The organism is Streptomyces sp. NPDC057271, assembly GCF_042668715.1.
Lineage (GTDB): Bacteria > Actinomycetota > Actinomycetes > Streptomycetales > Streptomycetaceae > Streptomyces.
The window spans coordinates 1-26,774 of the sequence record NZ_JBHUYJ010000110.1; the positions used below are offsets into that span (position 1 = coordinate 1).

18 protein-coding genes and 4 pseudogenes are annotated in these 26,774 nt (G+C 66.3%); 5 read left to right on the forward strand and 17 right to left on the reverse strand.

Annotated features, from left to right (window positions below; genetic code table 11):
• Positions 1 to 114: 114 nt before the first annotated feature.
• The 4 genes and pseudogenes from ACFUJR_RS32920 to ACFUJR_RS32935 all read left to right on the forward strand — a co-directional run.
• Positions 115 to 609: pseudogene (locus tag ACFUJR_RS32920) on the forward strand (IS21 family transposase); the annotation flags it as partial.
• Positions 609 to 1,400: an IS21-like element helper ATPase IstB gene (gene istB / locus ACFUJR_RS32925; protein ID WP_383174412.1), complete on the forward strand. Its 792-nt coding sequence runs from the start codon at positions 609 to 611 to the stop codon at positions 1,398 to 1,400. The pseudogene ACFUJR_RS32920 and the gene istB, both read left to right, overlap by 1 nt.
• 85 nt (positions 1,401 to 1,485) lie before the next feature.
• Positions 1,486 to 1,788, forward strand: a complete 303-nt coding sequence (locus tag ACFUJR_RS32930; protein ID WP_383451031.1) for a hypothetical protein — start codon at positions 1,486 to 1,488, stop codon at positions 1,786 to 1,788.
• The gene (locus ACFUJR_RS32935; RefSeq protein WP_383174409.1) at positions 1,772 to 2,257 is read left to right on the forward strand and encodes a hypothetical protein; all 486 of its coding nucleotides are present in this window, start codon (positions 1,772 to 1,774) and stop codon (positions 2,255 to 2,257) included. Before ACFUJR_RS32930 ends, ACFUJR_RS32935 begins: the two co-directional genes overlap by 17 nt.
• Positions 2,258 to 2,650: 393 nt before the next feature.
• Here ACFUJR_RS32935 and ACFUJR_RS32940 read toward each other — a convergent pair.
• The 10 genes and pseudogenes from ACFUJR_RS32940 to ACFUJR_RS32985 form a co-directional block, all read right to left on the reverse strand.
• Positions 2,651 to 3,126, reverse strand: a pseudogene (locus tag ACFUJR_RS32940) (transposase); the annotation flags it as partial.
• A 686-nt stretch (positions 3,127 to 3,812) separates the two neighbouring features.
• Positions 3,813 to 6,227: a xanthine dehydrogenase family protein molybdopterin-binding subunit gene (locus ACFUJR_RS32945; RefSeq protein WP_383451022.1), complete on the reverse strand. Its 2,415-nt coding sequence runs from the start codon at positions 6,225 to 6,227 to the stop codon at positions 3,813 to 3,815.
• 8 nt (positions 6,228 to 6,235) lie between these two features.
• Complete coding sequence (locus tag ACFUJR_RS32950; RefSeq protein ID WP_383174403.1) at positions 6,236 to 6,763, reverse strand: (2Fe-2S)-binding protein; 528 nt, start codon at positions 6,761 to 6,763, stop codon at positions 6,236 to 6,238.
• A complete protein-coding gene (locus ACFUJR_RS32955) occupies positions 6,760 to 7,635 on the reverse strand; it encodes an FAD binding domain-containing protein (RefSeq protein WP_383174400.1) in 876 nt (291 codons plus the stop codon). The genes ACFUJR_RS32950 and ACFUJR_RS32955 overlap by 4 nt, the downstream gene beginning before the upstream one ends.
• 54 nt (positions 7,636 to 7,689) lie before the next feature.
• Entirely contained in the window at positions 7,690 to 9,021 is a 1,332-nt protein-coding gene (locus ACFUJR_RS32960; protein ID WP_383451024.1) for a pyridoxal phosphate-dependent aminotransferase, read from the reverse strand.
• Positions 9,018 to 10,448 (reverse strand): indoleacetamide hydrolase, encoded by a 1,431-nt coding sequence (gene iaaH, locus ACFUJR_RS32965; protein ID WP_383174394.1) that lies wholly within the window; start codon positions 10,446 to 10,448, stop codon positions 9,018 to 9,020. Before iaaH ends, ACFUJR_RS32960 begins: the two co-directional genes overlap by 4 nt.
• A 20-nt stretch (positions 10,449 to 10,468) precedes the next feature.
• Positions 10,469 to 11,863, reverse strand: a complete 1,395-nt coding sequence (locus ACFUJR_RS32970) for an aspartate aminotransferase family protein (protein WP_383174391.1) — start codon at positions 11,861 to 11,863, stop codon at positions 10,469 to 10,471.
• Between the two features lie 50 nt (positions 11,864 to 11,913).
• Positions 11,914 to 12,759 carry a tryptophan 2,3-dioxygenase family protein gene (locus ACFUJR_RS32975; RefSeq protein WP_383451027.1) on the reverse strand — a complete coding sequence of 282 codons (846 nt, stop codon included), beginning with the start codon at positions 12,757 to 12,759 and terminating at the stop codon, positions 11,914 to 11,916.
• A 12-nt stretch (positions 12,760 to 12,771) separates the two neighbouring features.
• Positions 12,772 to 13,212 (reverse strand): RidA family protein, encoded by a 441-nt coding sequence (locus ACFUJR_RS32980; protein ID WP_383174418.1) that lies wholly within the window; start codon positions 13,210 to 13,212, stop codon positions 12,772 to 12,774.
• A gap of 107 nt (positions 13,213 to 13,319) precedes the next feature.
• A pseudogene (locus tag ACFUJR_RS32985) lies at positions 13,320 to 13,509 on the reverse strand (IS5/IS1182 family transposase); the annotation flags it as partial.
• On the opposite strand from ACFUJR_RS32985, the gene ACFUJR_RS32990 reads away from it, so the two are divergent.
• Positions 13,487 to 13,633 (forward strand): hypothetical protein, encoded by a 147-nt coding sequence (locus ACFUJR_RS32990; protein WP_383174384.1) that lies wholly within the window; start codon positions 13,487 to 13,489, stop codon positions 13,631 to 13,633. The pseudogene ACFUJR_RS32985 and the gene ACFUJR_RS32990 overlap by 23 nt on opposite strands.
• A gap of 122 nt (positions 13,634 to 13,755) precedes the next feature.
• On the opposite strand, the gene ACFUJR_RS32995 is transcribed toward ACFUJR_RS32990, so the two are convergent.
• The 7 genes and pseudogenes from ACFUJR_RS32995 to ACFUJR_RS33025 all read right to left on the reverse strand — a co-directional run bounded on the left by ACFUJR_RS32995 (position 13,756) and on the right by ACFUJR_RS33025 (position 26,576).
• The gene (locus ACFUJR_RS32995) at positions 13,756 to 15,834 is read right to left on the reverse strand and encodes a hypothetical protein (protein ID WP_383174381.1); all 2,079 of its coding nucleotides are present in this window, start codon (positions 15,832 to 15,834) and stop codon (positions 13,756 to 13,758) included.
• Between the two features lie 347 nt (positions 15,835 to 16,181).
• The gene (locus ACFUJR_RS33000) at positions 16,182 to 23,198 is read right to left on the reverse strand and encodes an RHS repeat-associated core domain-containing protein (RefSeq protein WP_383174378.1); all 7,017 of its coding nucleotides are present in this window, start codon (positions 23,196 to 23,198) and stop codon (positions 16,182 to 16,184) included.
• Between the two features lie 178 nt (positions 23,199 to 23,376).
• Entirely contained in the window at positions 23,377 to 23,745 is a 369-nt protein-coding gene (locus ACFUJR_RS33005; RefSeq protein ID WP_383451029.1) for a hypothetical protein, read from the reverse strand.
• Positions 23,746 to 24,265: 520 nt separating this feature from the next.
• Positions 24,266 to 24,582: pseudogene (locus ACFUJR_RS33010) on the reverse strand (transposase); the annotation flags it as partial.
• A gap of 117 nt (positions 24,583 to 24,699) precedes the next feature.
• Positions 24,700 to 25,533, reverse strand: a complete 834-nt coding sequence (locus ACFUJR_RS33015) for a transposase family protein (protein ID WP_383181494.1) — start codon at positions 25,531 to 25,533, stop codon at positions 24,700 to 24,702.
• A gap of 72 nt (positions 25,534 to 25,605) precedes the next feature.
• Positions 25,606 to 26,061, reverse strand: a complete 456-nt coding sequence (locus ACFUJR_RS33020; RefSeq protein ID WP_383181497.1) for a hypothetical protein — start codon at positions 26,059 to 26,061, stop codon at positions 25,606 to 25,608.
• A gap of 92 nt (positions 26,062 to 26,153) precedes the next feature.
• Positions 26,154 to 26,576, reverse strand: coding sequence for a hypothetical protein (locus ACFUJR_RS33025; protein WP_383181500.1), 423 nt, complete (start codon positions 26,574 to 26,576; stop codon positions 26,154 to 26,156).
• Positions 26,577 to 26,774 lie beyond the last annotated feature (198 nt).

The window sequence follows — 26,774 nt, forward strand, 5'->3', positions numbered from 1 at the left end:
CTGAGGGGCGGAGCACAGCCATAGGCTGCCCACTGTGTGGGCCTGTCGACCGCACTCGCGAGATGATCTCCGGCTACGAAAATCTTGCCAGAGCCACGTTCCGTGTACGCCGACACCGCCGTCGACGAGGACGGCTCCGCCCGCGAGGTCGCCCGCCACCAGCGCGGCGAGCCCGGCTCGCCGGTCCTGGCCGACGGCCACTATCCGCCCCGCGAGGACAAGGAAGCCGACCGGACCCCGAAGGCGGCAACTGCCGAGGAAGCCGCGTTTCTCCAGCTCGGACCCGGTGCTGCGTCCTGGCTGGTCGAGGCCGGTGCGGCCGGGGTCCGCCGGATCAAGGCGAAGATGGCCGAGGCCGTCGCGCTCTCGAAGCTCTACTCGGCAGCCGAGGTCGACCGCGCGCTCGGCACCGCCGCGGTCACCGCCCGCTTCGCGGACAAGGACCTCATGTCGATCCTCGACTACCAGTCCGTCCACGGCCTGACCGAGCCGGTCCGCCGCAGCGAGAAGCACTCGCTCCAGCCCGGCACCTCCGCCTGGTCCGCCCTCGGCGCCGCCGCCCCGAGCACCTCTGATCTTTCCGAGTACGACGAAAGCGACCACCACTGATGGCCACCCCTCTTCGCACCGTCCACGGCACCAACGGCGACCCGCTCGCCGAGGCCATCGAACTCACCAGGCGGCTCAAACTCCCGCACATCCGCCGGTCGCTGACCGACATCATCCCCACCGCGAAGGCCCAACCATGGGACCCGGCCGAGGTCGTCCGCGTCCTTCTGGCCGAGGAGGCGGCCGGCCGCGACCGGGCCAACCTCCACACCCGTCGCAAGCGGGCCGGGTTCCCCACCGGCAAGACCTTCGGGGACTGGCACGAGAACAAGTCGTCCATCCCCAGGGCCACCCAGGACGCGCTCAAGAGCCTGGAATGGGTCGGCCGCCGCGAGAACTTCTGCATCTGCGGACCCTCGGGGACGGGAAAGTCGCACTTCACCGAGGCCCTCGGGCAGACCGCGGTCGAGGCCGGCCTGACGGTCGCCTGGTTCACCATCGAGGACCTCGGAGCCCTGGTCCGCCGCCACCGCGCGGACGACTCCATCGCCCGGGCCCTCGCCAAGATCGTCCGCTCGGACCTGATCATCGTCGACGACATCGGGTTGCTGCCCGTCTCCGAGGACGCCGCCGAGGGCTTCTACCGCCTGGTCGATGCCGCCTATGAACGGCGCTCGATCGCGGTTTCGAGCAACCTCCACCCGTCTGGCTTCGACGAGATCATGCCCAAGACCCTGGCCACCGCGACCGTCGACCGGCTCCTCCATCATGCCCACGTCACCGTCACTCAGGGTGACTCTTTCAGGTTCACCGAGGCCACCACCGGAAAGGGAGTGAAGCCCTTCAGCTAATCCACACCGACCGAGGGCGGGGAGATATCTGGCCGCCACCGGGGAAGTTCCACTGGCCGTCAGCGGGGAGAACTACTGGCCGCCTCTGGGGAGAACTACATGGCCGTTGACAATCGAGCACCGGCTGTTCTCCCACATCACTCACAATTGGCGCGGCCGTCCCTTGACCAGCCACGACGTCGTCATCGAGACGATCGCCGCCACCCGCACCCGGGCCGGACTGCGCGTCGAGGCCCGCCTGGACCGAGGCGACTACCCCACCGGCATCGCGATCAGCAAGGACCGCTTCGCCGCCCTTCCCCCTGGTCAAGCACGGGATCCACGGCCAGTGGAACTACACTCTGCTGCCCGAGTCCGCCACCGCGGACGCCTTGCCCGCCGCCGGTGAGGCGCACGGCGTCGCCGACCGGCGACGCTCACTCCTCACCCGTCTGTCCGACCCACGGCTGACCGGGCTGAGCAGCACGCAACTCGACGACCTGTGCGCCGAATTGGCCCCACTCCAAGCCGCCCGGGCCCAGGAACGCTTCAGCGAGCAACGCGGCGGACGGGCCCGGCGGGCCACCGGCAACCAGCGGGCCAAGCCGCTGTTCGACGACGCGGCCAGGGTGATGCTCACTCTCCTTTACCAGCGGCAGGTCTGCTCGATGAAGCTGCTGGGCGACATGCTGGAGGTCACCCCCACCTGCATCGGCCACCTCGTCGCCGAGACCCGCCGGGTCCTGGAGGATCACGGCTACCAGCCCGGATACGCCCCCACCCGGTTCACCACGGCGGCTGACCTGCTGGCCTTCCTCGACACCGCAACGGCTCCGCCGCGCACCCGGATCAGGAGAGCTTGTCCCATCCGCGCCTGACCGGCATGTCCCGCGAAGACCTCGACACGCTCGCCCGCCGTCTCGCCCCACGCCAGGCCGCCCAGATCGAACGCGCCTCCTACCAGCGCCGGGGCGCCGATCGCCAGCCAGGCAGCCACGGAGGTGTCTTCCCCCAGAAGATCGGTGACAAGGAACGCGTCGTCCTCGCCGTCCTCTACCTGCGGAAACTGTGCGCCCTGGACGTTCTCGCCGACGCACTGGGCGACGTCAGCAGGTCCTTGTGTCGGCAACGTCGTACGCGAGATCCGCCCCCTGCTCATGGAAGGCGGGCACCTCCCACCTCTGGCCACCACCCGCTACCGCACCGCCGCCGACCTCCTCGCCGCCGCGCACCACGAAGACGACACACCGACAAGTTGATTCTTGACGGCTTCTGTGAACCCAGCATCGCTGATGCCTGGCCTGCGGAAACACCTCGGCCAGGGCCTTCCAGAGGCCCATCGCGCCGTCGCCGACGACGAGTTCGGGGGCTCGTATCCCGCGCCGCCGACAATCCCGCAGCAGGTCGGCCCAGGACTCCGAGGGCTCGCGCAAGCCCTCCTCGATGGCGATCAGTGTCGGCCGTCACGGCGTACTCCCATGAGGACCGGCAGGCAGGAGTGAGTCTGGGAGAGCCGGATCTTGGGGTAGACGTAGTCGGTGCCGGCCAGGTCGCACTTCTGGAAAGCGGCGTGGTCGTTCTGCCACTGCTTCGTCAGCCGGGTGACCGTCGCCAGCGACAGGCCGACCGAGGAGCCGAGGAACTGCTCCAGCGCGGTCGCGAGCATCCTGCGGGCGCCTTCCCGCACGATCTCGTCGATCAGGGAGCCGGACTCCGTCGTGCCGTCATCGTTGACTACGCTGAGCATGGGCATGCCTTCCCAACCAACGTTCCCAGCGTCGGTCTACTCGGTGACCTATCGATCACTCGGGAAGGTACGCCCTTCACGTCCAACCCGAGGCCGATCCACAGGTCTTGAGCATTGCTCCAGCTTCATGAGGGACACACTCATGCGAGCCAAAGGCAACGGGCGCAAGTGGCATTGTGGTCGACACTATCGGGCTGCTGCTGGGCATTGCGATGACCGCAACGCTCATGGGTGATCCCGCCGCCGCGAGGGTGCTGCTCGCCCAGGAGGCCGACGCCCGCAACCGGCAGGAGCCCATCTGGGCCGACGGCAGCTACACCGGCGGCCCTATCGGGCGCTGCCAGGCCGCGCTCGACCTGGTCCTGGCGATCGTCGAGCAGCTCTTCGCCCACCTGATACGAAGTCTCGGCCTGGCGCGCGACTTCGAATACCGCGCCAACACTGCCCAAGCGGTGCTCTACTGGTCGATGACCAGGTCATGCCCGGCGGCTTGGCTGGCTCACGCCCCACCGAACACGAACCGGCCGGCGCCGACTCGACCAACCAGCCCGCGCCAACAGGCGTTTCGCCTGCGACCGCCATGTCTCCGCCCAGGCAGACACCACGTCCATGCCAGACCGGGCAGATCGCCCGCCAGACGCACTGACGCGCGCAGGCTTTACCTTTCTTCGCCCACCGGATCTTCCTCAGGTAGCAGGACGCTCCGTCACCACCGAAGGTACTGCAGGGCCGTTCGATGGACAGGCTCTCCGCCTGGAGGGTCCCGAATCGGCCACATGCCTGATCATCGAGCGAATGCTGCGCGGCGTCAGGCTGGTCTGGCGGACAGTGACGCCGAAGGGCTCCAGAGCATCCTCGATGGCATTGGCGATGGCCGCCGGGGCCAGGATCGTGGCAGTCTGGCCGACACCGCGCACGCCTGCGCCGAAATCCGGACGAGTGCCCATGTGAACGGATCTCACTCGAGGGACATCAGTCGATCTGGCCACCAGATACGAGGAGAGCGGTGTCCTGGCTGTCCCTGTGGACTCGTAGACGAGGTCCTCGAAGAGTACTGCGCTCATCCCGTGAGCGAATGAACCCTGCAACTGCCCCTGCACGTTTACGGGATCGATGACCTCGCCGCAGTCATACACGACGGTGAACCCGGTCACGGTGACCTCGCCACTGACCGGATGGACTGTCACGTGCGCAGCGCCGACGCTGCTCGAGTAGGTGGCCGCGACGTTCAGTTCCCCCGCCTCGTTGGGGAAGTAGTCGGTCGCCGAAGCATTCGCCACTCCGGTGAAGAGCAGCCCAGGTGCGGTGTCCGGCGGCAGTGCGTAGGGGCGCAGATACACGATCGCGGCGATGTCCTCGTAGGAGATCCGCCGGTCGCCTGAACAGCAAGCGCCCTGGTGGAAACGGACAGATGCGGCAGAGGCCTCCAGCGCGTGGGCGGCGATACCGGCGAGCGCGGCACGTAGTTGGCGACAGGCGGAGCGCAGAGCCTCGCCGACCATGACCATGCTCCGGCTGCCCATCGTGCCCAGCCCCAGGGGAAGCAGGTCCGTGTCACCGTCCCGGACGGTCACTCGGTCAGGTGCCACGCGGAGCTCGCCGGAGATCATGGAGGTGAATGCGGCGACGTTCCCCTGTCCGATGTCCTTGGTTCCGACACAGGCGACGATGGTCGCGTCCGGCTGCATCGTCAGCGTGACTGTCTCGTAGGCGCCGTAGCGGCCGGCCAGGCTGTGAATGTTGGGGGCGTTCGGCTCGATGTAGCACGCGAAGCCGGTTCCGTGGTAGAGCTCCTGTTCTCCCAGGGACTCTGTGGCGTCTCTGGCCCGCTTGTGGCGCACCTCGCCGAGCAGCCGGTCGAACTGTGTGCGGATGCTGCCGATGTCGTAACGCTGGCCAGTACGGGACACATAGGGCCGGGGCGCGTCCGGGACGAGGTTTCGTCGCCGAACATCCGCAGGATCCCGGCCGACACGGCGTGCCACCATGTCCAGGACGCGTTCCATGGTGAACACAGCCTGGGGTTGCCCGAAGCCCCGGAAGCCCCCGACAGGCGCGGTGTGCGTCGCCACGGCTCTCACTTCACATGCGTAGGCGGGGACCGCGTAGGCACCAGGCAAGGAGCCCGCTGTGACGAGGGCGGGTCCGGCACCGGTGAAATACAGCAGTGGGTTGCCCACATCAGCGGTGATGTGGGCCTCCACCGCCAGAAGTTCGCCCTCAGACCCGTAGCCGACCCGGACGGCGTGACGCTGGCGCCTGGCATGGATCCCGTGCTCCAGGGTTCCGGCCAGATCACATCCCCAACGCACCGGCCACGGCAGTAGCGTGGCCAGAGCCGCGGTCAGGAGTTCCTCACGGGTGACGTGTTGCTTGAGACCGAAACCGCCTCCCACATCCGGAACGGTCACGCGGATGCCAGGCAGAGGGATGCCCAGCAGATCGGCTACCACCGCCTGGAACTGATGCGGGAACTGCGTGGAAGCGCAGATCTGGAGGCGTCCGCTGCGGTCCCGGTACGCCCAGACCTGGTTGCCCTCCAGGGGAAAGCCGCAGACGCGGTGATGCTCGAAGCTCTCCTCGATGATGCCCGAGGCGGCCGCGAACCCCGCGTCGAGATCGCCGAAGCGGACCGCGTCGCTGACGAAGAGGTTGGTGCCCCACTCGTCGTAGAGCAGGGGGGCGTCCTCGGCCAGGGCACGCTCGGGATCGCTGATGGCAGGCAGCACCTCGTATCCGACCGCGACCAACTCCGCAGCGTCTTCGGCCAGGTAGGGATCGTCCGCTACGACCACGGCAACAGGGTCCCCGACATAGCGGACCTTGTCCGCGGCCAGCAGCGGCCACCGCAGAGGCTGGAAGGGTGGCGTCGGCATCTGATGCGTGACGGTGCCGACGCCGGCGGCCTCCAGGTCGGCCGCGCGGAAGGCAGCCCGTACTCCAGGTGCCGCCAATGCGCGTCGCAAGTCCACGCTGTGGACACGCGCGTGCGCGTGCGGGCTCCGCACGAACGCCAGATGCTTCGCTCCGGGAGGCGTGAGGTCTGCTACATAGGAGCCGCTGCCGCGCAGGAATCGGTCGGTGCTGGGCTCAGGTCCCATGAGAGACGTCATGAGATCTGATCCGTTCCGCCCCGGCCGGTGCAGGGGCCAGCGTTCTCGTCGAGTCCGTCCCGGCGCTCTTCCGCGTATGCGAGGGCGGCTTCCACCATCCCCGCGTAGCCGGTGCATCGGCAGAGATGGCCGGAGAGCGCCTGCTGGATCTCATGCACCGTCGGGACCGGCCGCTCCTCGAAGAGGCTCCACAACGACATGACGACGCCAGAGGTGCAATAGCCGCACTGGACGGCACCCCTCTCCTTCAACAGCAGTTGGAGTCGGGAGAGCCCACCACGCTCGCTCACCGCCGCGCTGGTCCGAATGCGCCGGCCCGCGGCTTGAACGGCGAGAATCAGGCAGGAGCGGATGGCTTCGCCGTCCACGGCCACGGTGCAGGCACCACAGACCCCCTGGGCACAGGCGACATGTACGCCTCCATATCCGAGGCGGTCGTGGAGCACGTTGCCCAGCGACTCACGGGGCTCAACGTCCAGCGTGACATCGCTGTCGTTGACGGACAGCGTCACAGGCTCGATCACGACGGGTTTCCTTTCTGCCGGCGGATGTTCCGCTCGCGGGCCGTGGCCAAGGCCGCCACCGTGACCTCAGCCTGGAGCACGGCCATGTCCTTCAAGTCCGGACCCTCCGCAGGGCGGTTTGCGAGGCGTGACCGCACGTCCCGCAGATCCGCGTCGGTCACTCGGGTACCGATCAGGCCCGTTGCCTCCGCGGTGATGTCCTGGGGCCCGTCCGTACCGCTGACGACGACTCGGAGCCGCGAGCAGAACCCGTCCTCGTCCCATGAGACTCGGGCGGCGCCGACGGTGTTGCTTCCGTGCCGACATGCAGACAGTTCGCGAACTGCGCACGTCTCCGACGGTCTCGCGAGAAGGGGTACGCGTACCGAGACCAGTAGTTCGGTGCGGTCCAGGACAGTCTGAAAAGGTCCCTGAAAGAATTCGGAGGCCGGGATGCTCCTGGTGCCCCACGGCCCGATCGCCTCGATCTGTGCACCGAGCAGCACGCATGCGACGGGCAGTTCCGCGCCTGGATCGGCATGAGCGAGGCTTCCCCCGAGGGTTCCCCGGCGGCGAACTCCGAGATCACCGATCAGCCCGGCGGCCTCCCCCAGAGCGGGGATGTGTTCCGCAACCGAGCGTTCCGTCTCCAACCACCGCTGTCGGGTGAGAGCCCCGAGCGTGAACTCCGAGCCGTCCATGTTCCGTTCCGCCAGTTGTGGCACACGGTCTACATCCACCACCACGGGAGGGCGCAAGGCACGGCTGTTCATCAGCGGCAGCAGGCTCTGGCCGCCCGCGAGCACCTTCGCGTCCGGCGTCTGACTCAGGACGGTGAGCACCTCCTCGATGCTGGTAGGCGCTACGTAGTCGAAGGCCGCTGGCACGAGCACAGCCACTCCCTGGGTAGGTGTAGCGGATATCCAGTGAATCCCGATTCTCTTGCCTCAGATGGACGCATAACCGATGCCTGCGTGCTCCAGCCGTTGCATCGCCTGCATCAGCGTGGGCAGCGGTGGACCGAGAAACACGCGCATATAGGGCGGTCGCCGCTCGGACGGCGGAAGCATGTCGTCGAGGGTCCCGGGATCGAGGCCGAAGAGCACTCCCGTCTTCTGGAAGCAGTCGCGCTGGAAGCGTGCGGCCGCGTCCGGTTCCGCGAGGTAGTCCGGTGGCACTTGGAAGCGCAGATACGTCGTGCATTCGCCTGGTCGCCAGGTGCCCGGCGGGTAGCCCAGGCGCTGTTCCAGGAACTCTGATACAGCCGCTCTTTTCATAGCAAGGTCGCGGCGCAGTTCTTCGAGGTACCGCTGCGACGCGGGATCCTCGATCCAGGAGGCCATGGCCTCCTGGAGTGGGACGGCTCCCACGAAGGAACGCGAGAACATGGCGCGGTTCATGAGCCGGTCTACGAGATCCACGGAACCGGTGGCCGAGCCGATGCCCCACCCGTTGCAGTTGAACTGCTTCCCGAGGGACCGGACGGCGAGCCAGGGCGGTCGCTCCTCGACGGGGACTTCGCCGAGCTCCTCCAGCAGGATGTGCAGCGCGTTGGTAGGCCGGATGCCCGGCTCATGCACGGCGAAGTAGGCGTCGTCGATCAGAATCGCGGCCTGTGCGGTGAGCGCCATGCGGATGATGGCCCTGACGTCTTCCGGCCGCCAGTTCACGGCGGTCGGATTGTGCTGCGCGTTGATGACTATGACACCCCGCGCGAGTTCTGGCTGTTCCGCACCGAGCAGGGCTCGCCGCAGGGTGTCGAGGCAGGGATGGGAGTCCGCCGCGGAGAGTGGCAGGTGTCTCACTCTGTAGCCGCATGCGGAGAAGACGCCTGCATAGTCCCACCCTGGCGAGAACACATAGGCGACCGGAGTGGTTTCCGACGTACCCCCCGGCCCGCCGGTGGCTGCCTCGTCTCTGAGCAGGCGGGCGTAGTCGTGCATGGCGTTGCGTGTGCCCGAGCATGCGACTGCCACCTCGAAGTCCACGCCGGGTTCCGCTATATCCAACAGTCCGTGGTCCTCGGCGATGTAGCGGCGAAGCGCCTGCTGCAACCGAGGCAGTCCGTACTGGGAAATGACGTATCCGTGGCTGTGGGAGTCCATGGGCGCAGCGAGCAGTCTGGTGAGGCCGGGGGCCGCCTCGGTCCACGTCTCGCCGATACTGAGGTAGACGGGTGGCCCTCCGGGGGCCCCGCCTGCCAGGTATTCGTGCAGCAGCGCCACATCGGAGAAGCGGGTGGGCTGCCCTGCCGCGCTGATCACTTCTGTGATGTTCATAGTGTTTCTCCATGTGTTGCCGGAGCGGGGAGCGGGCCCCACAGTTCCTCGCAGTGTCTGCCGAGGGACAGGAGAAGCGCCTCGCTGCCTGGGGGGCCATCCAGTTCGATGCCGACGGGGAGGCCGTTCGCGTCCAGTCCGGCAGGGACGCTCAGACCTGGCCAGCCGATGACGCTCGCCACGTTGGTGTTCCGGATGTAGGTCAGAAAAGTAGGCTCAGCGGTTCCGTTCACCGGCACCACGGACGTCTCTTCGGCTTGGCAGGCGGTCACGGGAACGGTGGGGAACGCGATGGCGGACAGGTCGTTCTGTCGAAAGTAGTGGGCGAAGCGCCCCTCGAGTTCTGGGCGATGAGTCCCGAGCGCGGCGCCGTAGACCGCGGGATCAACGGCGCCTGGCGGAAGCAGGGAACCGAGCATCTCGCGGACGTCTGCACTTGCCACCTGCTCCACGAGCTCCGCGAACTCCATGGCGGGCTCAGTCGCTCGGAGGTAGCGGGTGAGGCTCGGCGGAGTCTCGTGAAACACGATCGGAAATCCGGCGGCGGCGGTCAGTTCCTCGACGCGGGGCGGGAGATCCACCTCGATCAGCGTCGCTCCGTGCTCCTCCAACTGCGCCAGTCGGCGTTCCACTACGTCTGTGACCGATCGATCGACGGATCGGAAGCACGGATTCCTGGGAACCCCGATCCGCAGCGGGGAAGACGGCGCGACGACGGCGGCGGCGTGAGGTTGCCCGGTCAGAACCGCGTCGAGGAGCGCGAGATCGCTGACGTTCCTTGCCATGGGGCCCACCGTGTCGCGGGTGGGTGACAGAATCATGACGCCGCGCTGGCTGTAGCGCCCCATGGACGGGCGCAGGCCGGCGACGCCACACAGGGCGGCAGGGATGCGCACCGACCCGCCGGTGTCCGTTCCCAGCCCCGCCGGCGCCAGACGAGCACTCACCGCTGCCGCAGTTCCGCTGCTGCTGCCGCCGGCCAGACGCTTGTTGTCGTACGGGTTTCGAACCGGGCCGAATGCCGCGTTGTCTCCGGTCACGCCGTATGCCAGTTCGTGCATATTGCTCTTGCCGAGGACGAGCGCTCCGGCCCTCAGCAGGGAGCTGACCACGGGGGCGCTCCGGGGTGGACGGTGTGCCCGCAGCGCGGGGGTGCCGCCAGTGGTGGGCATTCCGGCCACGTCGATGTTGTCCTTGACCACCAGGGGGATCCCATGCAGGGGGCCGAGTGCCTCGCCTCGCCGGATCAGGCGGTCGGCCTCCCTCGCCGCCCGTCGGACTTCTGGAACGGGTAGCGAGATGAAGGCGTTCAGTCGCGCCTGCTCACCGCATCGCCTCAGCAGCTGGTCCGTGTATTCGACGACAGTGACATCCCGGCAGGCGATCCGGGAGACGGCCTCGCGGAGTGTCCACTCAATGCAGTCCATGACGACTCCTGACGGCTCGTTCAGCGCACCGGCTGCGGTGCGAGCAGGAGATGAGGCAGCTGCCGGGCGATGTACGGCCGCAGCAACCGGAGAACCTCACAGAACGCCTCGGTGAACGCGTCAACCTCGAGGTGGGACATGGGGGTGGACAGGCAGAAGAGGCTCCGCCTGGACAGGAAGATCCCGCGGTTCAGCATGCTGATGTGGAACAGCGCAGGGAGGTCTCCCAGCCCTTTCGCGCGAGCAGCACAGTCCGCAGCGTTGCGCAACGGCCCCTCACCCCAGTGGAAGTGCCCGTACGATCCGATGCCGGCGGCGCTTCCCCTGATGCCTTCTTCTCGGGTGACCTCGGTCAGACGTGCCAGCAGAGTGTCGCCGAGGCCGTTCAACCGGTCGCGTTCCCTCGGCCCGTAGTAGTCCATGGCGGCCATTCCCGCTGCCAGCGCGGCGTCGCTGCCGCAGAACGTGCCCGAGTGGTAGAGGGGCGCGTCGCGGGTCGGGTCGAACAGCGACATGATGTCCTCGCGCCCACCGAAGGCACCGATCGGGAGTCCACCTCCGATGATCTTCCCGAGGGCTGTCAGGTCTGGTTGGATACCCAGCCGCTCCTGCATCGGGCCCAGCCGGAATGTCGCGACCTCATCGAAGATCAGCAGTGTGCCGTGCTGTTCGGTCAGCTGACGCAGTCCGGCGAGGTAGCCCTCCTGCGGGGCTATTCCGCCGCCGGCGGCGAGCATCGGCTCAACGATGACCGCCGCGATCTCGTCATGGAAACACGCAAGGACATAGCGCACCGCGTCCAGGTCATTGAAGGGCACAACCAGGACGTGACTCTCGGTGTCCGCGGGCACACCATGCGGGATGCGGAGCGGAGGAAAGCCCTCCGGCAGCCTCTGCTGAGGTTGACCAGGGAGGTCGGAGAACATGTTGACCTCGACCACGTCATGTGTGCCGTGGTAGCCACCGTCAACCTTGACGACCACATTTCTTCCGGTAAACGCCCGCGCTGCTCGTATGGCGAAGAGGGTGGCTTCCGTCCCTGAATTGCAGTAGCGCACCTTTGACAGCGACGGTACGCGCTCGCAGAGCATGCGCGCATGCTCTGCCTGCACTGGCGAAGGCGCACCCATGACGAGTCCACGACGGGACTGCCGTTCCAGCGCAGCGGTCACCCCGGGGTGGGCATGCCCGTGAATCAGAGCGCTGTAGTTGTTCAGAAAGTCGATGTACGAATTGCCATCCACATCGTGGATCAAGCAACCGTCCCCGCGATCGAGCACCACCGGGTAGGGGGAGTAATGATTGATCGTTCTAGTATCCCCCCCCGGGAGCCAGCGCGCGGCCTCTTGATACTGCTGCTGGGACCTAGTGGTCCTCTGCAGGTACTCGTCGAAAATATCGGACTCGATTCCCATGATCATCCTGTCACGTTTCTCATGATTCTCATTCAGCAGTGAATCGATGCCTAATCCTTGATTCCGTCACCCTGCCACCGAGAGCGGCGCCCCCTGCCTCTCGCCAGGGAATCCAGAAGTTCCGGGAAAAAGCGCACTCGCGCAGCATCACGCAAATATGAAGCCCCTGAGGTGCCGCCGGTCCCTGGGGACAATCCGATGAGTCGAGTAGCAGCCGCGAGATGCTGCTCTCGCCATACACGTGCGACCTCAGCAATGCCTGCCGTGCAATCAAAGAGTGTCCTGATGTCTTCCGCTCCACGCAAGTAGGCGCCTGCAAGGGCTTCGACGAGCTCCGGTGCGGCCGAACTACCAGCATCCTGCTGCCCGTGGACGTCCAGCCTGTCCGGCAGCGCGTGACCGCGGCGCCGTACGTGTGCGATGAAATCGTCGTACAAACTCGGAACTCGCGACGCCTCGACGAGCCGCTCGATCGCGGCTGGGTGTCCGGCGAATTGAGTGAACACGCTCTGTCGACGATACCCGAGGAGGAACTCCAGGACTCGATACTGCACCGACTGAAATCCTGAAGTGCCGGCGAGGGATTTACGGAACTGTCCAAAAGAGTCCACAGAGAGCGTTTCGAGCACGCGCCATTGACAATTCATGGCGGCCTGCACCTGGAACACCCTCTCGAGGGCGGGAATGCACTCAACCGTTTTCCTGGTTCTGAGCACTCTACCGGCCTCTTCGATCTCCCCGATGAGGAGTTTGATCTGAAGCTCAGCGACCTGGTGATGAATGATGAACAGCATTTCATCGTGACAGGAGGGTTCGGCGACCGGGTGCTGTGCCTCTAGGACGGCGTCAAGGCACAGATACTGGCCGTAGGTCAGGCTGTCAGGTGAAGCGGCCATCATTCCTCCCGCTCACAGAGGTGTGGGCGCCGCGTCTGCGACCCGCGGAGCCGGCTCTTCGTCTACGGTCGCGGTCGCCTCAAGCTCCACCAGTAGCTCGGGATAGGCCAAGCGCGTGACACCGAGCAAGGTCAGAGCGGGACGGCAGCCTCCGGCGGCAAGTCGCGTCCGCAGCTCGTCCCACACGGTGAACAGCTCATCGACGTCGGTCGTGTAGCAGACGAGTCGAACGACATCGGACAACTTCGCATCCGCCGCCCTCAGCACCTCTTCGAGATTGTCGAACGTCTGCTGGAGCTGCGCGCTCATGTCTCCTGGATGGACCGGGTGTCCATCGGCGTCGGTCGACGCCTGGCCGGTGAGCCAGAGCGTGCGGTGCGCACCGGACATCTCACAGACCTGCTCGAAGCCGAACTCCTCCTGCCACGTCCACGGGCTCAGGGCTCTGCGCATCTTCGTCACTTCCGTTCGCGTCCACAGGAGAGGTGTGACTCATCCCGGCTTGTACAGAGCAGTACGTAGAACAGGAGCGTTCCGGTTTACGTGTGTGCGCCGGTTGCCAGACCCCGCACTGGCACGATCTTCGACCCGCACTTGCCCCGGTCGCCAGGATTCGGACCCGCCAGGTCCCCCCTTTTCAGAACCCGCACGTTGACCGAGTCGATCGCACCTCGACCAGTCCAGCTCGCCTCGGGAGCCGAGCTCGTCGAGAACCAGGCGGTGCAACTTGGCCCACACCTCTGCCTTCGACTACCACTCAGGGACGGTGACCTGCGACTGGCGCCTGATCTCGCTGGGCTGCCCGTGCGGGGCGGTGACCCACGAGCACGGCCTTGCCTTCTCCGAAGTCTGGCTCCTCTTGCCGGACCTGTGACCGAGTGCCGTGAATGACCGCCCGCACATTGGTGCCCGGTCGGCCAAAATCAAAGCTCGCTGGGCAACCGAAGCGCCCAGCGAGACCTGAAGCGGTGACCCGCGAAGTCCGGGGCTAGACGGTCAGACCTTGCTGAAGACCACTTCGTCGACTGTCACGTTCTCGTCAGCCCCAGCCATCACCTTGATGTTGTGGTACGAGGAGGACTGTGCGAAGTAGTAGGTTCCCAACCAGACCCACTGTCCGGCCTGGGCGGTCTGGTCCACCGCCTTCGTGGTGATCCCCTCGCCGCTGTAGACCTTGTAGGTCGTGGTGGTTGACTGATCCGTCACCGCCGGGAACTTCACGAACACGTCGTACCTTCCACTGGTGCGGTTGTACTCGGTGAGCTTGTGCCCCGGGTAGAACGAGAAGGTTCCTTCGCTCCCGGGCGTGTGGACACGGTAGTCGCCGTTTCGCGAGCCGGCTTCGGTCGTGCTGACCCACCAACCGAGCGCCGACGTCACAGGATACTGACCGTCGAAGAGCGGGGCGTCGTGATCGTCGATTCGGACAGCGAAGAAGATCTTGTTTCCCTCCAGGTTCCCCATGGCATCGAGCGGATTTCTGATCTTCACCCAGTGCTTCCACAAGTCCTCGAAGGAATCGGCCTGGCTTCCCAGGAAGGCGCCATACACCGTCGAGAAGTCATAGGCCCTGGTGAGGTCCCAGAGTGCTCCTGCCACTCGGCCCTCTGTCTCCCATCCGATCGGCTTGAGATCGGCTCCCGTTTCACGCAAACCGAAGGACCCTGTGTGATCAAGGTTGATCGTGGTGCCGCGCGGGTTGATAACCGGAGAGTTGTTCACGACGGTGGGAAGATAGTCCGCCCATCCTTCGACCCATGCGCATCCCGAGCTCGACACGCCAGTCAGGGTGTGCGGGCTGCAGTTCGGAGTGTTCGGCAGGCTTCCGTAGACGTTGTACATGTAGTTGTGGGCGATCTCGTGAATGGTGGTGAAGTTGTCGTCAGGAGCTCCACCACGCAGCATTACGCGTCCGCCGGGCGTGTAGTAGGACCCTGCGTCCCGGTCGGCCCACCATTGGATCGTTGTCTTGCCCGGGTCGTTGGCGGCTTCCAGGGTGATGAGTCGGCGGGTCCTGATCGCGTCCATGTAGACCCAGATGCTCTTCCATGACGGAAGGGGGTAAACCGGGTCCACCGGATCGATGGTGGTCTCGACGTAGCCTCCGTAGGTCCAGTAGTAGCTGTTGCCCAGACTGAACTCGTAGTGGGCACCGTCCTTATCGAGGACGTCGATGGACTTGCCGTCTGAGGTGATGAGGTGCAGAAACACACCCATGCGGTCCATTTGGCAACGTGGGTCGCTACTACATCCGACGTTGGCCTCGTACGACGTGGTGTAGGAGACGTTGTAGGTGCCGTCCTCACCCGTGAAGCCGGTGCCAATGGTCCTTCGGTCCGCGTCCAGAATTCTGAGGACCGCCTCCCTGACGACTTCTGTCCCGCCTGTCCGGTTGACGTAGTTCACCTTGCCGGCGAGTTCGACGACCTCGGAATAGTGGTCGAAGCACTGGGTGGCCACCTTGTAGCCGATCCGACACACGCATGTTCCGTTGTCCTGGGGCGTGCAGTACGTCCGGCTGGGCAGGTCGGAGGCATACGAGGGATCGCTCTCGGCGGCAGGCCGCTTCCCCACTCCCTTCCAACCCTCACTGACACCCGCGGAGGATGCCTCGAAGCGCAGCTCCCCCTCGTCTCCCCAGGTCAGAGACTCGCTCTGCTTGGCTGTGGCATGCACGGTCAGCAGGTATCGCCCTTTGGAGAGTCGGCCGAGCACGAGATTCATCTCTCGCTTGCCCTGCGCGACGGGGCCGTCGAACACCTGGCGCTCGCCGACGTGCACCATCCGTGGCTCGTCGCCCTGGTTCTCCTCCCTCCGCGAGAGACGGTAGGAGATCTTCACGTTGTTGTCCGAGCGCTCGTGCAGAAGGAGATCCGTCGCACTACTCACCACCCAGTCGGACCCTGCCCTCGTGAACTTCCCGAGCCGTACGTCGAGGGCGACTTCCCCACCCAGGTCGTCGGTGTGCTCGGCTGCCGTGACGGGATCCCGAACCGGTTCCGGCAATGCGACGGCCGTTGCCTGGGGGGCCATGACCGTCAATGAGAGGAATACAGAACTGACGAACCTGCTCATCAACTTCCGCTTCGCTCTTCTTCTCACAGTTCCTCCTTTCGAGCGGGCTACGTTCTGTTGGCCCGCACAGAAGCGATACGGCGCGGACTAGTTGACCGGTTCGCTACGCAGTTCGGCGGTCGGCCACTCGGCAGTTGAGTCCGGCATCCGCGCTGAAGCGTCCGAGCTATAGGAAGTGGGCGTTCGAACGATCGGACTCCTACGCCGGCCTCGCCTCGATCGAAATACTCCTCAACGACCCAGCAGGCCAGCGCCTCGTACGGAAGGAGGTTCCGGCCTTCCAATGCCGATGCCCCCGCTCGGTGACGAGCGGGGGCACCATGGCCTTCTGTCGGGATACGTCCTGTCTACTGGGAGGGCGCCACCGGAGCTGCGGCGGCCGCCGGCGGAGGTACAGCGGATGCCGGAGCGATGAAGTCCGATGCGTCCACGGGTTCGGGAGCCGGCCCACCGCATCCGCCAGTTCCACACGCGGACTGTTGCGCGATGTGGCTGCCGTTTCCGGCGACCTTCTGAACTGCCGACTTCTTCAGTTCAGCGGACTTGTGGACAGCCAATGCCGCCACGGCGTCGATGCCGGTGGCGATCCATGCCTCCTCCTCAACCATCCGGTCGGCGGCTGCGGCCACGGCTCCCTGGGTCTGCCGGTCCAACTGGAATTCGAAGTTGCCCACCACCAGGCCGTTGCTGTCGGCGTACTGCTGGATTCCTTCCTGGTAGATGCTTGCCTCGTAAGCGGCCCTGGTCTTCGCCCTGTCATCGACTCTTGCCTGGGACGCCGCGAACATCCTGTCGACGGTGAGCTCTCTGATTCCACTGCCGATCGCGGTACCGGTGGTCCACCCGACGACGGCTGCCGCAGCCTTGGCCACTCCTGGTACGGCGAGTGCGAACTGCACCGCGCCTGGGGCAGCTGCCAGTGTCTCCGGGGTCTTGACAGTGTCGTAGAAGTACTTGGCTCCTGCCATCAGGGCCGCGTTGTTGACCACACTCGTGCTCACGATCAGGTTGTTCTCGACCCATAGTGCCGCTTGGTTCGCCGATTCAACGACCTTGTCGGCTGTGTCAAGGCCGTCGGGGTCGACGAAGGCGAGCGGGTTGTTCGCGGTGTAGGTGTAGAGGTTGGCCTTGCGGGGCTGGGTCAGGTCCGCGTCGGGCTCGAAACGGTACTTCGGGTCGGCGCTGGCCCACTGGAGGGCGATCGGGTCGTAGTAGCGGTGGCCGTAGTAGTGCAGGCCGCTGTGCGCGTCGTACTCCTTGCCGTTGAACTCACGGGTGTACTTGTCGCCCGCGGTGCCGGGTTCGAGCTTCTGACTGAGAACCTCGCCGAACGGGCCGTAAGTGGCGGCGCGCATGACGCGGCCGTCGGTGGCTCTGATCGCCAGGACCTCGTGGCCCTGCGGGCTGGTGTAGTAGTACTCCAGCGAGGCATCGTCCCATGCACCGTCGATACGGCCGACAGTGCCGTCGAGGCTCAGCTGCTCGCGGTAGTCCGGAGTGGCGGACGCGGTGTACACCGCGTCCACGGCTCCGAACGCGCGGCGAACCTCTACGGTCTTACCCTCCTTGTCGGTGCGCAGGACTGCGATCCGGGTGGGGCCCTCGTAGTAGTAGGTTTCGGCCGAACCGTCCGGGCGAACGGTGCGGGCCAGGCGGCCCTGGCCGTCCCAGCGCTGCGTCACCTTTTCCCCGTCGACGGTGCGGGTCGTGGTGTTGCCCGCGTCGTCATAGGTGTAGGCGGCGTAGGTGGTGGTGTCGGGCTTGGTCAGCTCCTTCAGCTGCTGTGGGTCGTCCGGGTCGAAGGTGTAGGTGACGTTGCGGGGGTTGATCCGCACGGCCCCGGTGGCGTTGCCGACGTTGGCACTCGCGAGGCGACCGCCGTCGGTGTAGGTGAAGGCCGAGTTGTAGCCCACCCCGCCGCTCTCCTGGTACGCGGTGGCGAGCTGGTGACGGTGGTCGTAGGTGTACCTGGTGACCGTCGGAGTGCCGCCGAGCAGGGTCTCGCTGGTGGCGGAGACCTGAGCGTTGCCGGTGTGACCGATGAAGTTCAGGTAGAGCTCGGTCGACCCGAGCTTCACCTGCTGGAAGCGGGCCTGTCCGGCGGGCGTGTACCCGTACCTGGCCACGGGCGAGGCGAAGCCAGGGACGACGGCGCCGGGGTTGGCCTCCCTGCGGTTCACCAGGCCCGCGGCGTTGCGGCTGAGCTGTGCCACGGTCAGTGTCTTGGAGCCGAGGCGTGCCCGCAGCCGGTAGGGCTGACCCGCCTGGTCCCACTGGTAGGAAAGGGTAGAGCCGATGTGGCCGCCGCTGGACGTGACGGCCGATGACTCGAGGATGCCAGTGGCGCCGCTACGCACGGTCCGGTGGAGCGTTTCGGCGGTGGCTGGGATGCCTCCTGTCTCGGTGAGGGTCTGGCTGGTTCCGGCCCCATTGCCGAGGGAGTCGTAGCGGTGGACCGTGGTGGCCGCTGGGCTGGTGGTGTAGGAGAGGCGTCCGATCTGCTGCTGGGCGTCCACACCGGTCAGCGAGGGGTGCGCCGCGTCGTAGAAGTGCCGGGTGACACCGTGCTTGAACGCGGTCTGCTCCTCGGAGGTCAGGTCGCGCACCGCCGGGGTTTCGGTGACGGCACGGTTCATGGCGTCGTAGGCGATGGTGCGGGTGTACATGGCCGACTGCCCGGCCGGGTGCGGCTCGGTGACCGAGGTCAGGTTCCCGTTGCGGTCGTAGCCGTAGGCCCATCGCTTGCCGGAGGAGGTGACCGCGGTGCGGTTGCCCGCCCAGTCATGGGTCATCGAGGTGACCACCCCGTCCGGATCGGTGACCTTCGCGACGTTGCCGTTACCGTCGTACGTGTAGCGGGTGAACGCCAGATCCGAGTAGGCCGAGCCGGAGACCTTGCGCTCGCCGACCTTGACCAGCTGCCCGCCGGCGTCGTGCTCCAGCCGCTTCTCGGTGTACGGGCTGGTGTCGCTCACTCGCTGTCGCGACGACTGGGCCAGACCCATGTAGGTGGCGTCAGCCAGAACGGAGTTCTTGGTCTCGGTGGCACTCCCGGGATCGGGGCCCCACAGCTTGGTGACCCGGCCCAGTGAGTCGCGGGCGAAGGTGTATCCGACTGTCGCCAGTCCGTAGGGGTTGGGCGTGGTAATCGCTCGAAGGCCTCCCTGAGCGGCGTAGTCGTACAGAGTCTCCTTCTGCGGATGTGGGGCCTGCTGCACCAGTGTGCGGGTGACCCGTCCCAGGCCGTCGTACTCGCTGAGCGTCTCTGACATCTGCCCGTTGCCGCCCAGCGTCCGGACGGTGGCCGAGGTGGGGGCGGTGGCGCTTCCTGAGTTGTAGAAGGCGGAGTCGTCGTAACTGGCGGTGGCCACCACCTGGTCCGAACCGCCGCTGACCGGGCTGACGGTGGTGGTCAGTGGCCGGCCGAAGCCGTCCGCCGTCACGACAGTGGCCTCGACCTTGACCGCCGTGTCGAAGGTGCACCCACTCGGCCCACCGTTCTCGCAGGCAAAGTTCGGGCCCTGCACAACCAGGGGCGTGCGGGTGGCGTAGTCCGTCAGCGTCCGCGTGACGTGCCCGGCCGGGTTGCGGGTCTCCATGGGGTGGAGCCCGTACGGGTCGTACTCGTAGGTCGTGTAGGAGCCGTGCGGGTACTGATCGGACTGCTCGGGCTGCCACACCTTGTGCACCTGGCCGTAGGCCGGTCCGCTGAGGTGGTGCAGGTAGCGGGTGGTCAATGTTCGGCCATTGCCGTCGGAGGCCAGTGCCTGCTGGAGCAGACTCAACGACCCGTCGTAGCGCCAGCCTTGGAGCCCCGTCTGCTCAACGGTGTCACCTGTCTGCCGCTCGCTGGCCTTGTCTGTGAGCACGAGACGGTAATCCGCGTCGGTCCAGAGGGAAGCGTGGGTCAGCTTGTCACGCCGAGTCTCCTGCGCTCCCTGGCCGTTGAGGAACGAGGTCTCGGTCTTGTCGACGATGTCCCTGATGTACACGCCGGAGACGGACAGTGACTTGTAGAAGGTCTCCTCCGTCTTACGCTTCCCCGGCTTCACGCAGTCGAGCAGCGACTCACCGTCAACGGTGCCGCAGGAGTAGGTGTCCGTCTTCCGGGGAAGCACGACGCGCAGCGGGAAGCCGTCGTCCATCTTCGGTGCCCTCGTCGACGGCAGCGGACGGAGGGTGTACTCCCGGTCCTGCACCGAGACCACGTGGGAACCGAGGGAGGCGGTCCCGTCGGGGTAGGCGCTGCCGTCCCGTGACGTGATGGTGCGCGTGGGACGTCCGCGGTAATCCAGGAGGTACTCGAACTTCGTCACGGACGAGCTGTCGTCCGTGGTGGTGTTGAGATCGTTGGGGTTGAGCCGGGCGACCTGGCCGAAGCCACGGAACGCCCAGTTGCCGTAGGCGTCACGTGTCCGCTGCGGTGCGATGTAGGAGAACTGGGTCCGCTGTGTGGGTTCGCCGAACCCGGGGAGGACGTCGAGCTGGGAGACGACCCAGCGGCCGACCTCCGGACTACGCTCATAGCTCACCGTGGTCTTCGCGCCGTAGCCGTTGCTGACGGTACGCATGAGGCGGTCGGGGGCGTCTGTGTCCGCAACGCGTCCGTCCAGCTTCGCGTTGGCGAAGCGCACCTCGGGCTTCCCGTCGCCGTCCATGTCACCGACGAGATCGTTGAGGCCGTCACCGTTGAGATCCACCGGATACGCGGTCGCCGCCAGTTCCTTCCGGATCTGAGTGGTCGTCCAGCTTGCCGGGGAATTCGGATCGCTGGGATCCCAGTCCACGTTGGATATGCTGTCCAGCTTCATGGACTCATCAGTCTTGTGAGATGCGCCGGTCAGTAGCCGCGACAGGCTGACGCCGCCATCGCCGAAGTACAGCTTCTTGGCCCACTGGGCTCCTCCGCCTTGCAGCAGGGAGTGCGTCGAGCCGGAGGTGCTGCGAATGATGAGGTCAAGCAGGCCGTCTGCATCCATGTCCACTTGTCTGCGCAGCAGTTCACCGTCGTCGCGGGTGGAGCCCGACAGATGGCGGCGGCTCTGCCACAGCAGACCGTCCCTGGCTGCCAAACCCTTGCCCAGCACAAGGTCGGGGTGGCCGGGCTGTACGCCAAAGCGATTGCCTCGGTTGAAGTAGACGTCGCTGGTGTCGGAGCCGGACTCGTTGACGACTTGGTCAGGCAGTCCGTCACCGTTGACGTCGAACAGGCCGTTACGCTGCTCGTACAAGGCATAGTCGTCAGACTTTGACGCCCGTCCCGACTCGTTGAAGTGGGGATCGCCGAGCGCCCACGTGCCGGCAGTCCCCGGCACAGTCCGGAAGAGGGTGGGACTGTCAGGCTGCTGCCCAATGGCCAGGGCAGCGGTGTCGTCCTCGTAGCTGCCCAGGGATCCGTCATTGTCCAGGATGTCGGCCTGACCGTCACCGGTCAGGTCGAGCGTCGAGGTTCCTTCGCTCTCGTTGAACGAGTCGGGCCCGGTCATGCCCTCGAGAACACCCGACGGACTGATCCGGTAGGGAACCACCTTCGTGGAAGGCTCTCGGGGAGGCTGCACGATGGGCGTCTTGCTGAACGCGTTACCGGTGTTCAGGTAGACGTACCAGTTCTGCTGGATGCGCCCGTCCACACCCAGAGAGTTGGTCTCACCTTCGGGAGCCACGTACCAGTCAGTGGTGGAACGGTCCTGGGGAACGGGGATGCCCAGCGTGCTGGCGTAGGGCTTGTCCCAGCGGTACACCAGTGGCTGGGAGACCAGGTCCGGTAGCCCATCCCCGTTCATGTCACGGAACTGGTGCATGACTTGGGTCCCGAAGCGCCCGCCGCTGACGTTGCTGAGCGAGCGGTTGAGTCCGCATTCGAGTTCGCCTCGGCCGTCGGCTGGGATGCCGCTGGTTCGCGGCACGTCAGCCAGATGGGAGGTGAGACTGAAGTCGGAGAAGGCGGCGGAGTTCCTCACGAAGGTGCCGTCGCCCTGATTGAGATGAACCTCAAGGGTGCACCCGCCCGCTGGTGCGTCTCCATCGGCGCTCAGATCAGGATTGCTCGGCCGCCGCAGCACGTCGAGCAGCCCATCCCGGTTCACATCCAGCCACAGAGAGGTCTGCAGCTCGCCCCGAGCGAAACCGATCAGGCGGTTGAAGGTCTCGACCGTGCCCTCGCCGGCCCCCGGCTCGACACCTGCATCGAAGAAGACCGACCTCGGCAGCGGAATGCTGTCGAGATTCTGAGTGGGTCCGTAGTCACTGCTCAGGGTCCGCGGCCGGGAGCCGCCGTAGGTGAACTCGACCGGGGGCTTGACAGTCACCCAGCCGGGTTCGTAAATGCGAGCGGACGAGTAAGCCGTCTCCTGGACGGCCTTCAGCTGCCGGTACGGGGTCGTCTGCCCGTCGCACCGGTCGGTGTCGTTGTAGGTGAGCGCGTACTCACGAGATCTGCGCAGGCCACCCGGGGATGGGTCGCCAGGCTTGAGAGCGTCTACGGAGTTCTCGCGGGCGACCCAGGTCGAGACGTGCTGCAGCTTACGCGTGCCCCGCAGAAGGGCCCTCCCCGACCGGTAGTCCAGGAGGCTGCCGACCGGCACCGCCCCGTCCTGCGGAGTGCCGACGCAATAGGCGGGCTCGTTCTGCCATTCAAGGACGACCCTCGCGTACTGGTCGCCGTTGGAATTCATGTAGCTGACGGATGTGGGCAAGAACTCACGCGGGTCGGCGCCTATGACCGGATCGGCGGTACGGCCGACCGTGCTGTAGGTATAGACGAGGGAATCACCGTGGGAGTTGGTCTCCTTCACCAGCGGCGCGTAGGTGGCGGGGTGCTGGCTGCGCAGGCCGTAGTAGCGGGTCCGTCCGTCGCCGTACATCGCCCGCCACCAGTAGGCGGCGGCAGGACCTGTGGTGAGGTCACCCAGGTACTCGAACCGTACGAAGGTCTGGTCGTGGACTGCCCGGAAGCCGCGGGCCCCCGGCTTGACCTGCATCGTCGAGTCGGCGATCAGCTCGCCCTCGGGCGCGACCGCATGGATGGCGTCTTTCCAGGCACCGACGCCCACGTTCGCGTCGGTTCCCGCTCGCTCGTCGGCCTTGATGACCGGAGTGTTCAGGGACCAGCCCGAGGCGATTCCGCCGTGCACGGCGCCGGAGGACGAATACTGCAATGCCAGCGACGGTGTGAAGCCCATCCGCCCCTCGGGAAGCGTGAACGGGTAGGCGTAGGTGAAGTCACCGGTCTGCTGGCTGACGTCACCGTTGCCGGCGGCCAGGTTGACGCCCTCGGGGGCGGCCTCCGCGAGCGTCGGCGCGTTCACCGGCGCCACCGGTGCCTCAGCGGCCATGGCGACCGTCGGGAGCAGGGGCGCCGCCATGCAGGCGAGCGTCACGATCGCAGAGGCTTTGAGTATGCCTCTGGACCGTTTGGCAGGTCTCTTGTTTCTCATCGAGGAACTTTCTCTTCTGTCATGTCTGCATCACTTCCATCCGGACCTCGCATGCGCGGCGCTCAACACTCGGTGCTGCGGCATTCCGGCACGCGGCAACTCCCTGTCAGTTCTTGGTTCCCTTCTTGGCGCCGGGGGTGGAGCCGTCGGGTGCGAGGGCGTGCCATGTGCCGTCCACGCCGTTGCCGGCGGTCTGTCCCGGTGCGGTGTCGCCCGTGTAGCGGTAGACCGGCCACCCGGCCAGGGTCACCTGCTTGGTCTTGTCACCACGGACCACGATTCCCAGGGCGGAGGGTGCCACCCCGGGCAGCGCGATAGGCATCCCGTCCGAGGCGAGCACCGGCTCCCACGTCTTCGCGCACCCGCCCTCGCACCGCGAGGCCGACGGCTTGGCACTGTCCTTGTCGAACCGGTAGAGAGTGAAGCCCTCGATATCGACCGCAACCTCACCGAGAGCGGACGTACCAGTCCCCACGGCGGCGATCGGCCGGACTTCCGCCGACGCGAACGCCCCCGGAGTGAGGACCCCCGACTCCTCCGGCTCACCCTTCTCACCACCACATCCCGCGAGAACAAGGACCAGACCCACACAGACGGCACTGATAGAACGGGCGGCCAGACAGGAAGGAAACATAGAGGGCTCCAAATCGAACAGCGTCAGGAGCCGCGGCACACCAGCGCAGCAGCGCGCACCGGCGGATTGCGACACGACTCAAAGGGCAGTACGGATGCTTCCTACTGGCCGGTTCGCAGAGAGTCCTGAATCCGCCTTGACGCACCCCTCTGTGATCACTTATCTACTTGCCGTCCGGCGAACGGGGCCGGACATCGGCTGGGCACCGTTGACACCTCCGGGCGATCTCGGGGTGCTCCGGCAGATAGCGGCATGGTTACGGCCGCTCACGGAAGCGGGTCGCACCGCTGGACGGCGGACAGGCGGCGGTGCTGATGCAGCCAGCTCCATCTGATCTTGGTAAGGCTTCCCAATCTTGAGCTCAAGCCGTATGAATCACTGGGGGTACGACTTGGTGGCACCGTCGGTCACGGATCAACGCCCAGAAGACGTTGACTCGTCGGCATGCGGGTGCGAGCACGGCCTGGACGCGGCGCTTGCCCTCGGCTCGTTTCCTGTCGTAGAAGCGGCGCGAGTTCGGGTCGCTGCGGATACTGATCAGCGCGGAGGTGTAGAAGACGCGTTGAAGGCCGCGGTGGTACTGCTGCGGTCTGTGCAGGTTGTCGTGGGGCTTGCCGGAGTCGTACGGGGCGGGTGCCATTTGCCGGCGAAGGCGGCCAGCCGGTCCGGAGTGACGAACGACGCCATGTCACTGAGCCTCCGCCAACTTGAAGTCACAGGTCAAAGGGCTGGTGTGACCGGTCCTCGGGGCGCTCATGCTGGTCGTGGGCGGAAGTCCACGGCGAAGATCATCCGTCAGCGGTTGATTTCGAGGTTCGTCAGGACGAGCAGGGCTCGCAGGAGCTGAGTGGCGCGGGCGGGGTCGGTGCGGAGCTTGGTGAGGATCCGCCAGTTCTTGAGGTGGGCGAAGCCGTGCTCGACTGGCGCGCGTCCGACGGCGAGGACGCGGTTGGCTTCCTTCTCGCCTGGGGTGAGCTTGTGGGTGCGGCTGGCGGCGTAGCCGGTGACGATGACGGGGTCGAGGAGGTCGTTGTCCAGGCCGCGGAAGCCGAGGTCGGCCAGTGCCCCGAGGCCGGCGGCGCGCAGGTGGGCCAGGATGTGGTCGTGGCGGGCGGCGGTGTTGTCGTGGGTGCGGCCAGGCCTGGCGGCGGATATCCAGATCAGGCGCCCGCTCTCGTCGGTCAGGGCGAGGAAGTGCAGGCCATGAGTTCGGTGCTTGCCGGAGTAGTTCCGCCGGTCGGCGCTGCCTGTACGGCGCTGGGTGCGGATGAGCATGCCGTCGATCAGGACCAGCTCCCCGCCCTGCTTGGCGACCTTCTTCAGGGCGCGGTCCAGGCGCGGGGCCTGGGCGGCGAGCAGTCCGATCGGCTCGTCGCGCCAGCGTCGGACCGTGGACTCGGACACGCCGTTTCCGCCGGCCATGTCGGCCAGGCGCTGGTCGTGACGCAGTACGGCCAGGACGATCACCGCGATCTTCCCGGGCGGCAGGATCCGCCACCGGGACCGAATCGTCTTCAGGTGACGCCGTAGCAGGTCGGCGAGGTGGTTGACGGTGCGCGTGGACAGCGGCAGACGGCACTGGTAGACAAGCGAGCAGGTGTCCTCGGCGCGCTCTTTGGTATTCGTCACACAATCCCAACGGCCGCCGGGGGCAACCGGGTCACGCCCGTGCTGAGCCCCTCCGAGTGGCGGTGCTGCTCGTCACAGGCGGGTGGTGAACCGGCCGTCGGGCAGTTTGCGGAGCCAGCCGCGATCGACGAGTCTGACCAGCTTGCTGCGCAGCGGTTCCAGCTTGGCCTTCACGCTGATGTCCACCCCCACCACCTCGCCGACCTCGCGGGCCATGACCGGTCCGGCGGCCTGTCGCACGGCGGTGATGATGCGCTGGTAGTCCCACGGCAGCGCGTCCTCCTCCACTCCCGGTTCGCGGTGCGGGATCAGCATCACCGCCCGGCCGCCCACCTGCCCCGGCATCGGCCTGGCGGAGGCGCGTTCCTCGGCGGGCTGTCCGGCCATCCGTTCAAAGACGCGTTCGGCGACCGCAAGTTCGTCCCGTTCGGCCCGCACTTCCGCCAGCTGGGTGGCCAGCTGTTCTTCGAGGTCGTCCAGTTCCGCACGCCGCGCGGTGATCCGTTCCAGCAGCTCGGGATCCAGCATGCACCGGATCGTAGAGGGCCGTCCGGCCCCAGCGGGCAGGAACTGGAGTGCTCGCCGCTCCAGGGCCGGGAAAGGGCCAGGGCTGCTCATCATCAGTGTGCCCAGGGCAGGCACACCGCCTCGATTTCAGAGTCGTTCAGCAATGCGTTGATGAGGGCTGGTGAACCCACGACCTTGGTGGCCCACAGGTCGTAGTCGGTGCACAGGACCCAGGAGCGGTCATCGGCCCAGAGATTGGACGGGCTGAAGTCTGCTTCGGACTGGTCGTAAAGGATCTCGGCGTCGCCGAGCCGGCCCGCACGCACGTGGAGATTGTCGAAGTCAGTGGCTCCGAGCGTCAGCGGGTTGTAGTAGGCAAGGCAGCGGGTGTCCGAGCCTGCAGGGCTGTACTGAGTGAGGGCGGCGATCAGCCGGCTCCAGGTCTCCCGGTCCAGGCTTCCTTCGGTCGGCGGGACCATGCCCAGCGGCCAGCTGCCCTCCTTCTTGGCCGAGGGGAAGCAGCGGTAGGAGGGCATCAGTCTGTCGGGTACTATCGGGTCGCCGGTCCGCCGGGCAAGCTCGGTCCATCGCAGCCGCCGCCAGCCAGGGCCGGGGTGCCGGGCACGGCCCAGACCTCCCCCCCCCGTTATGTTCTTTGCGGTCCTGCAAGAGGGCCGCTGGCCTCCGGGCCCGGCATGACTGTGTCCCCCTGTCGAACGGATGACCTGGGGGGT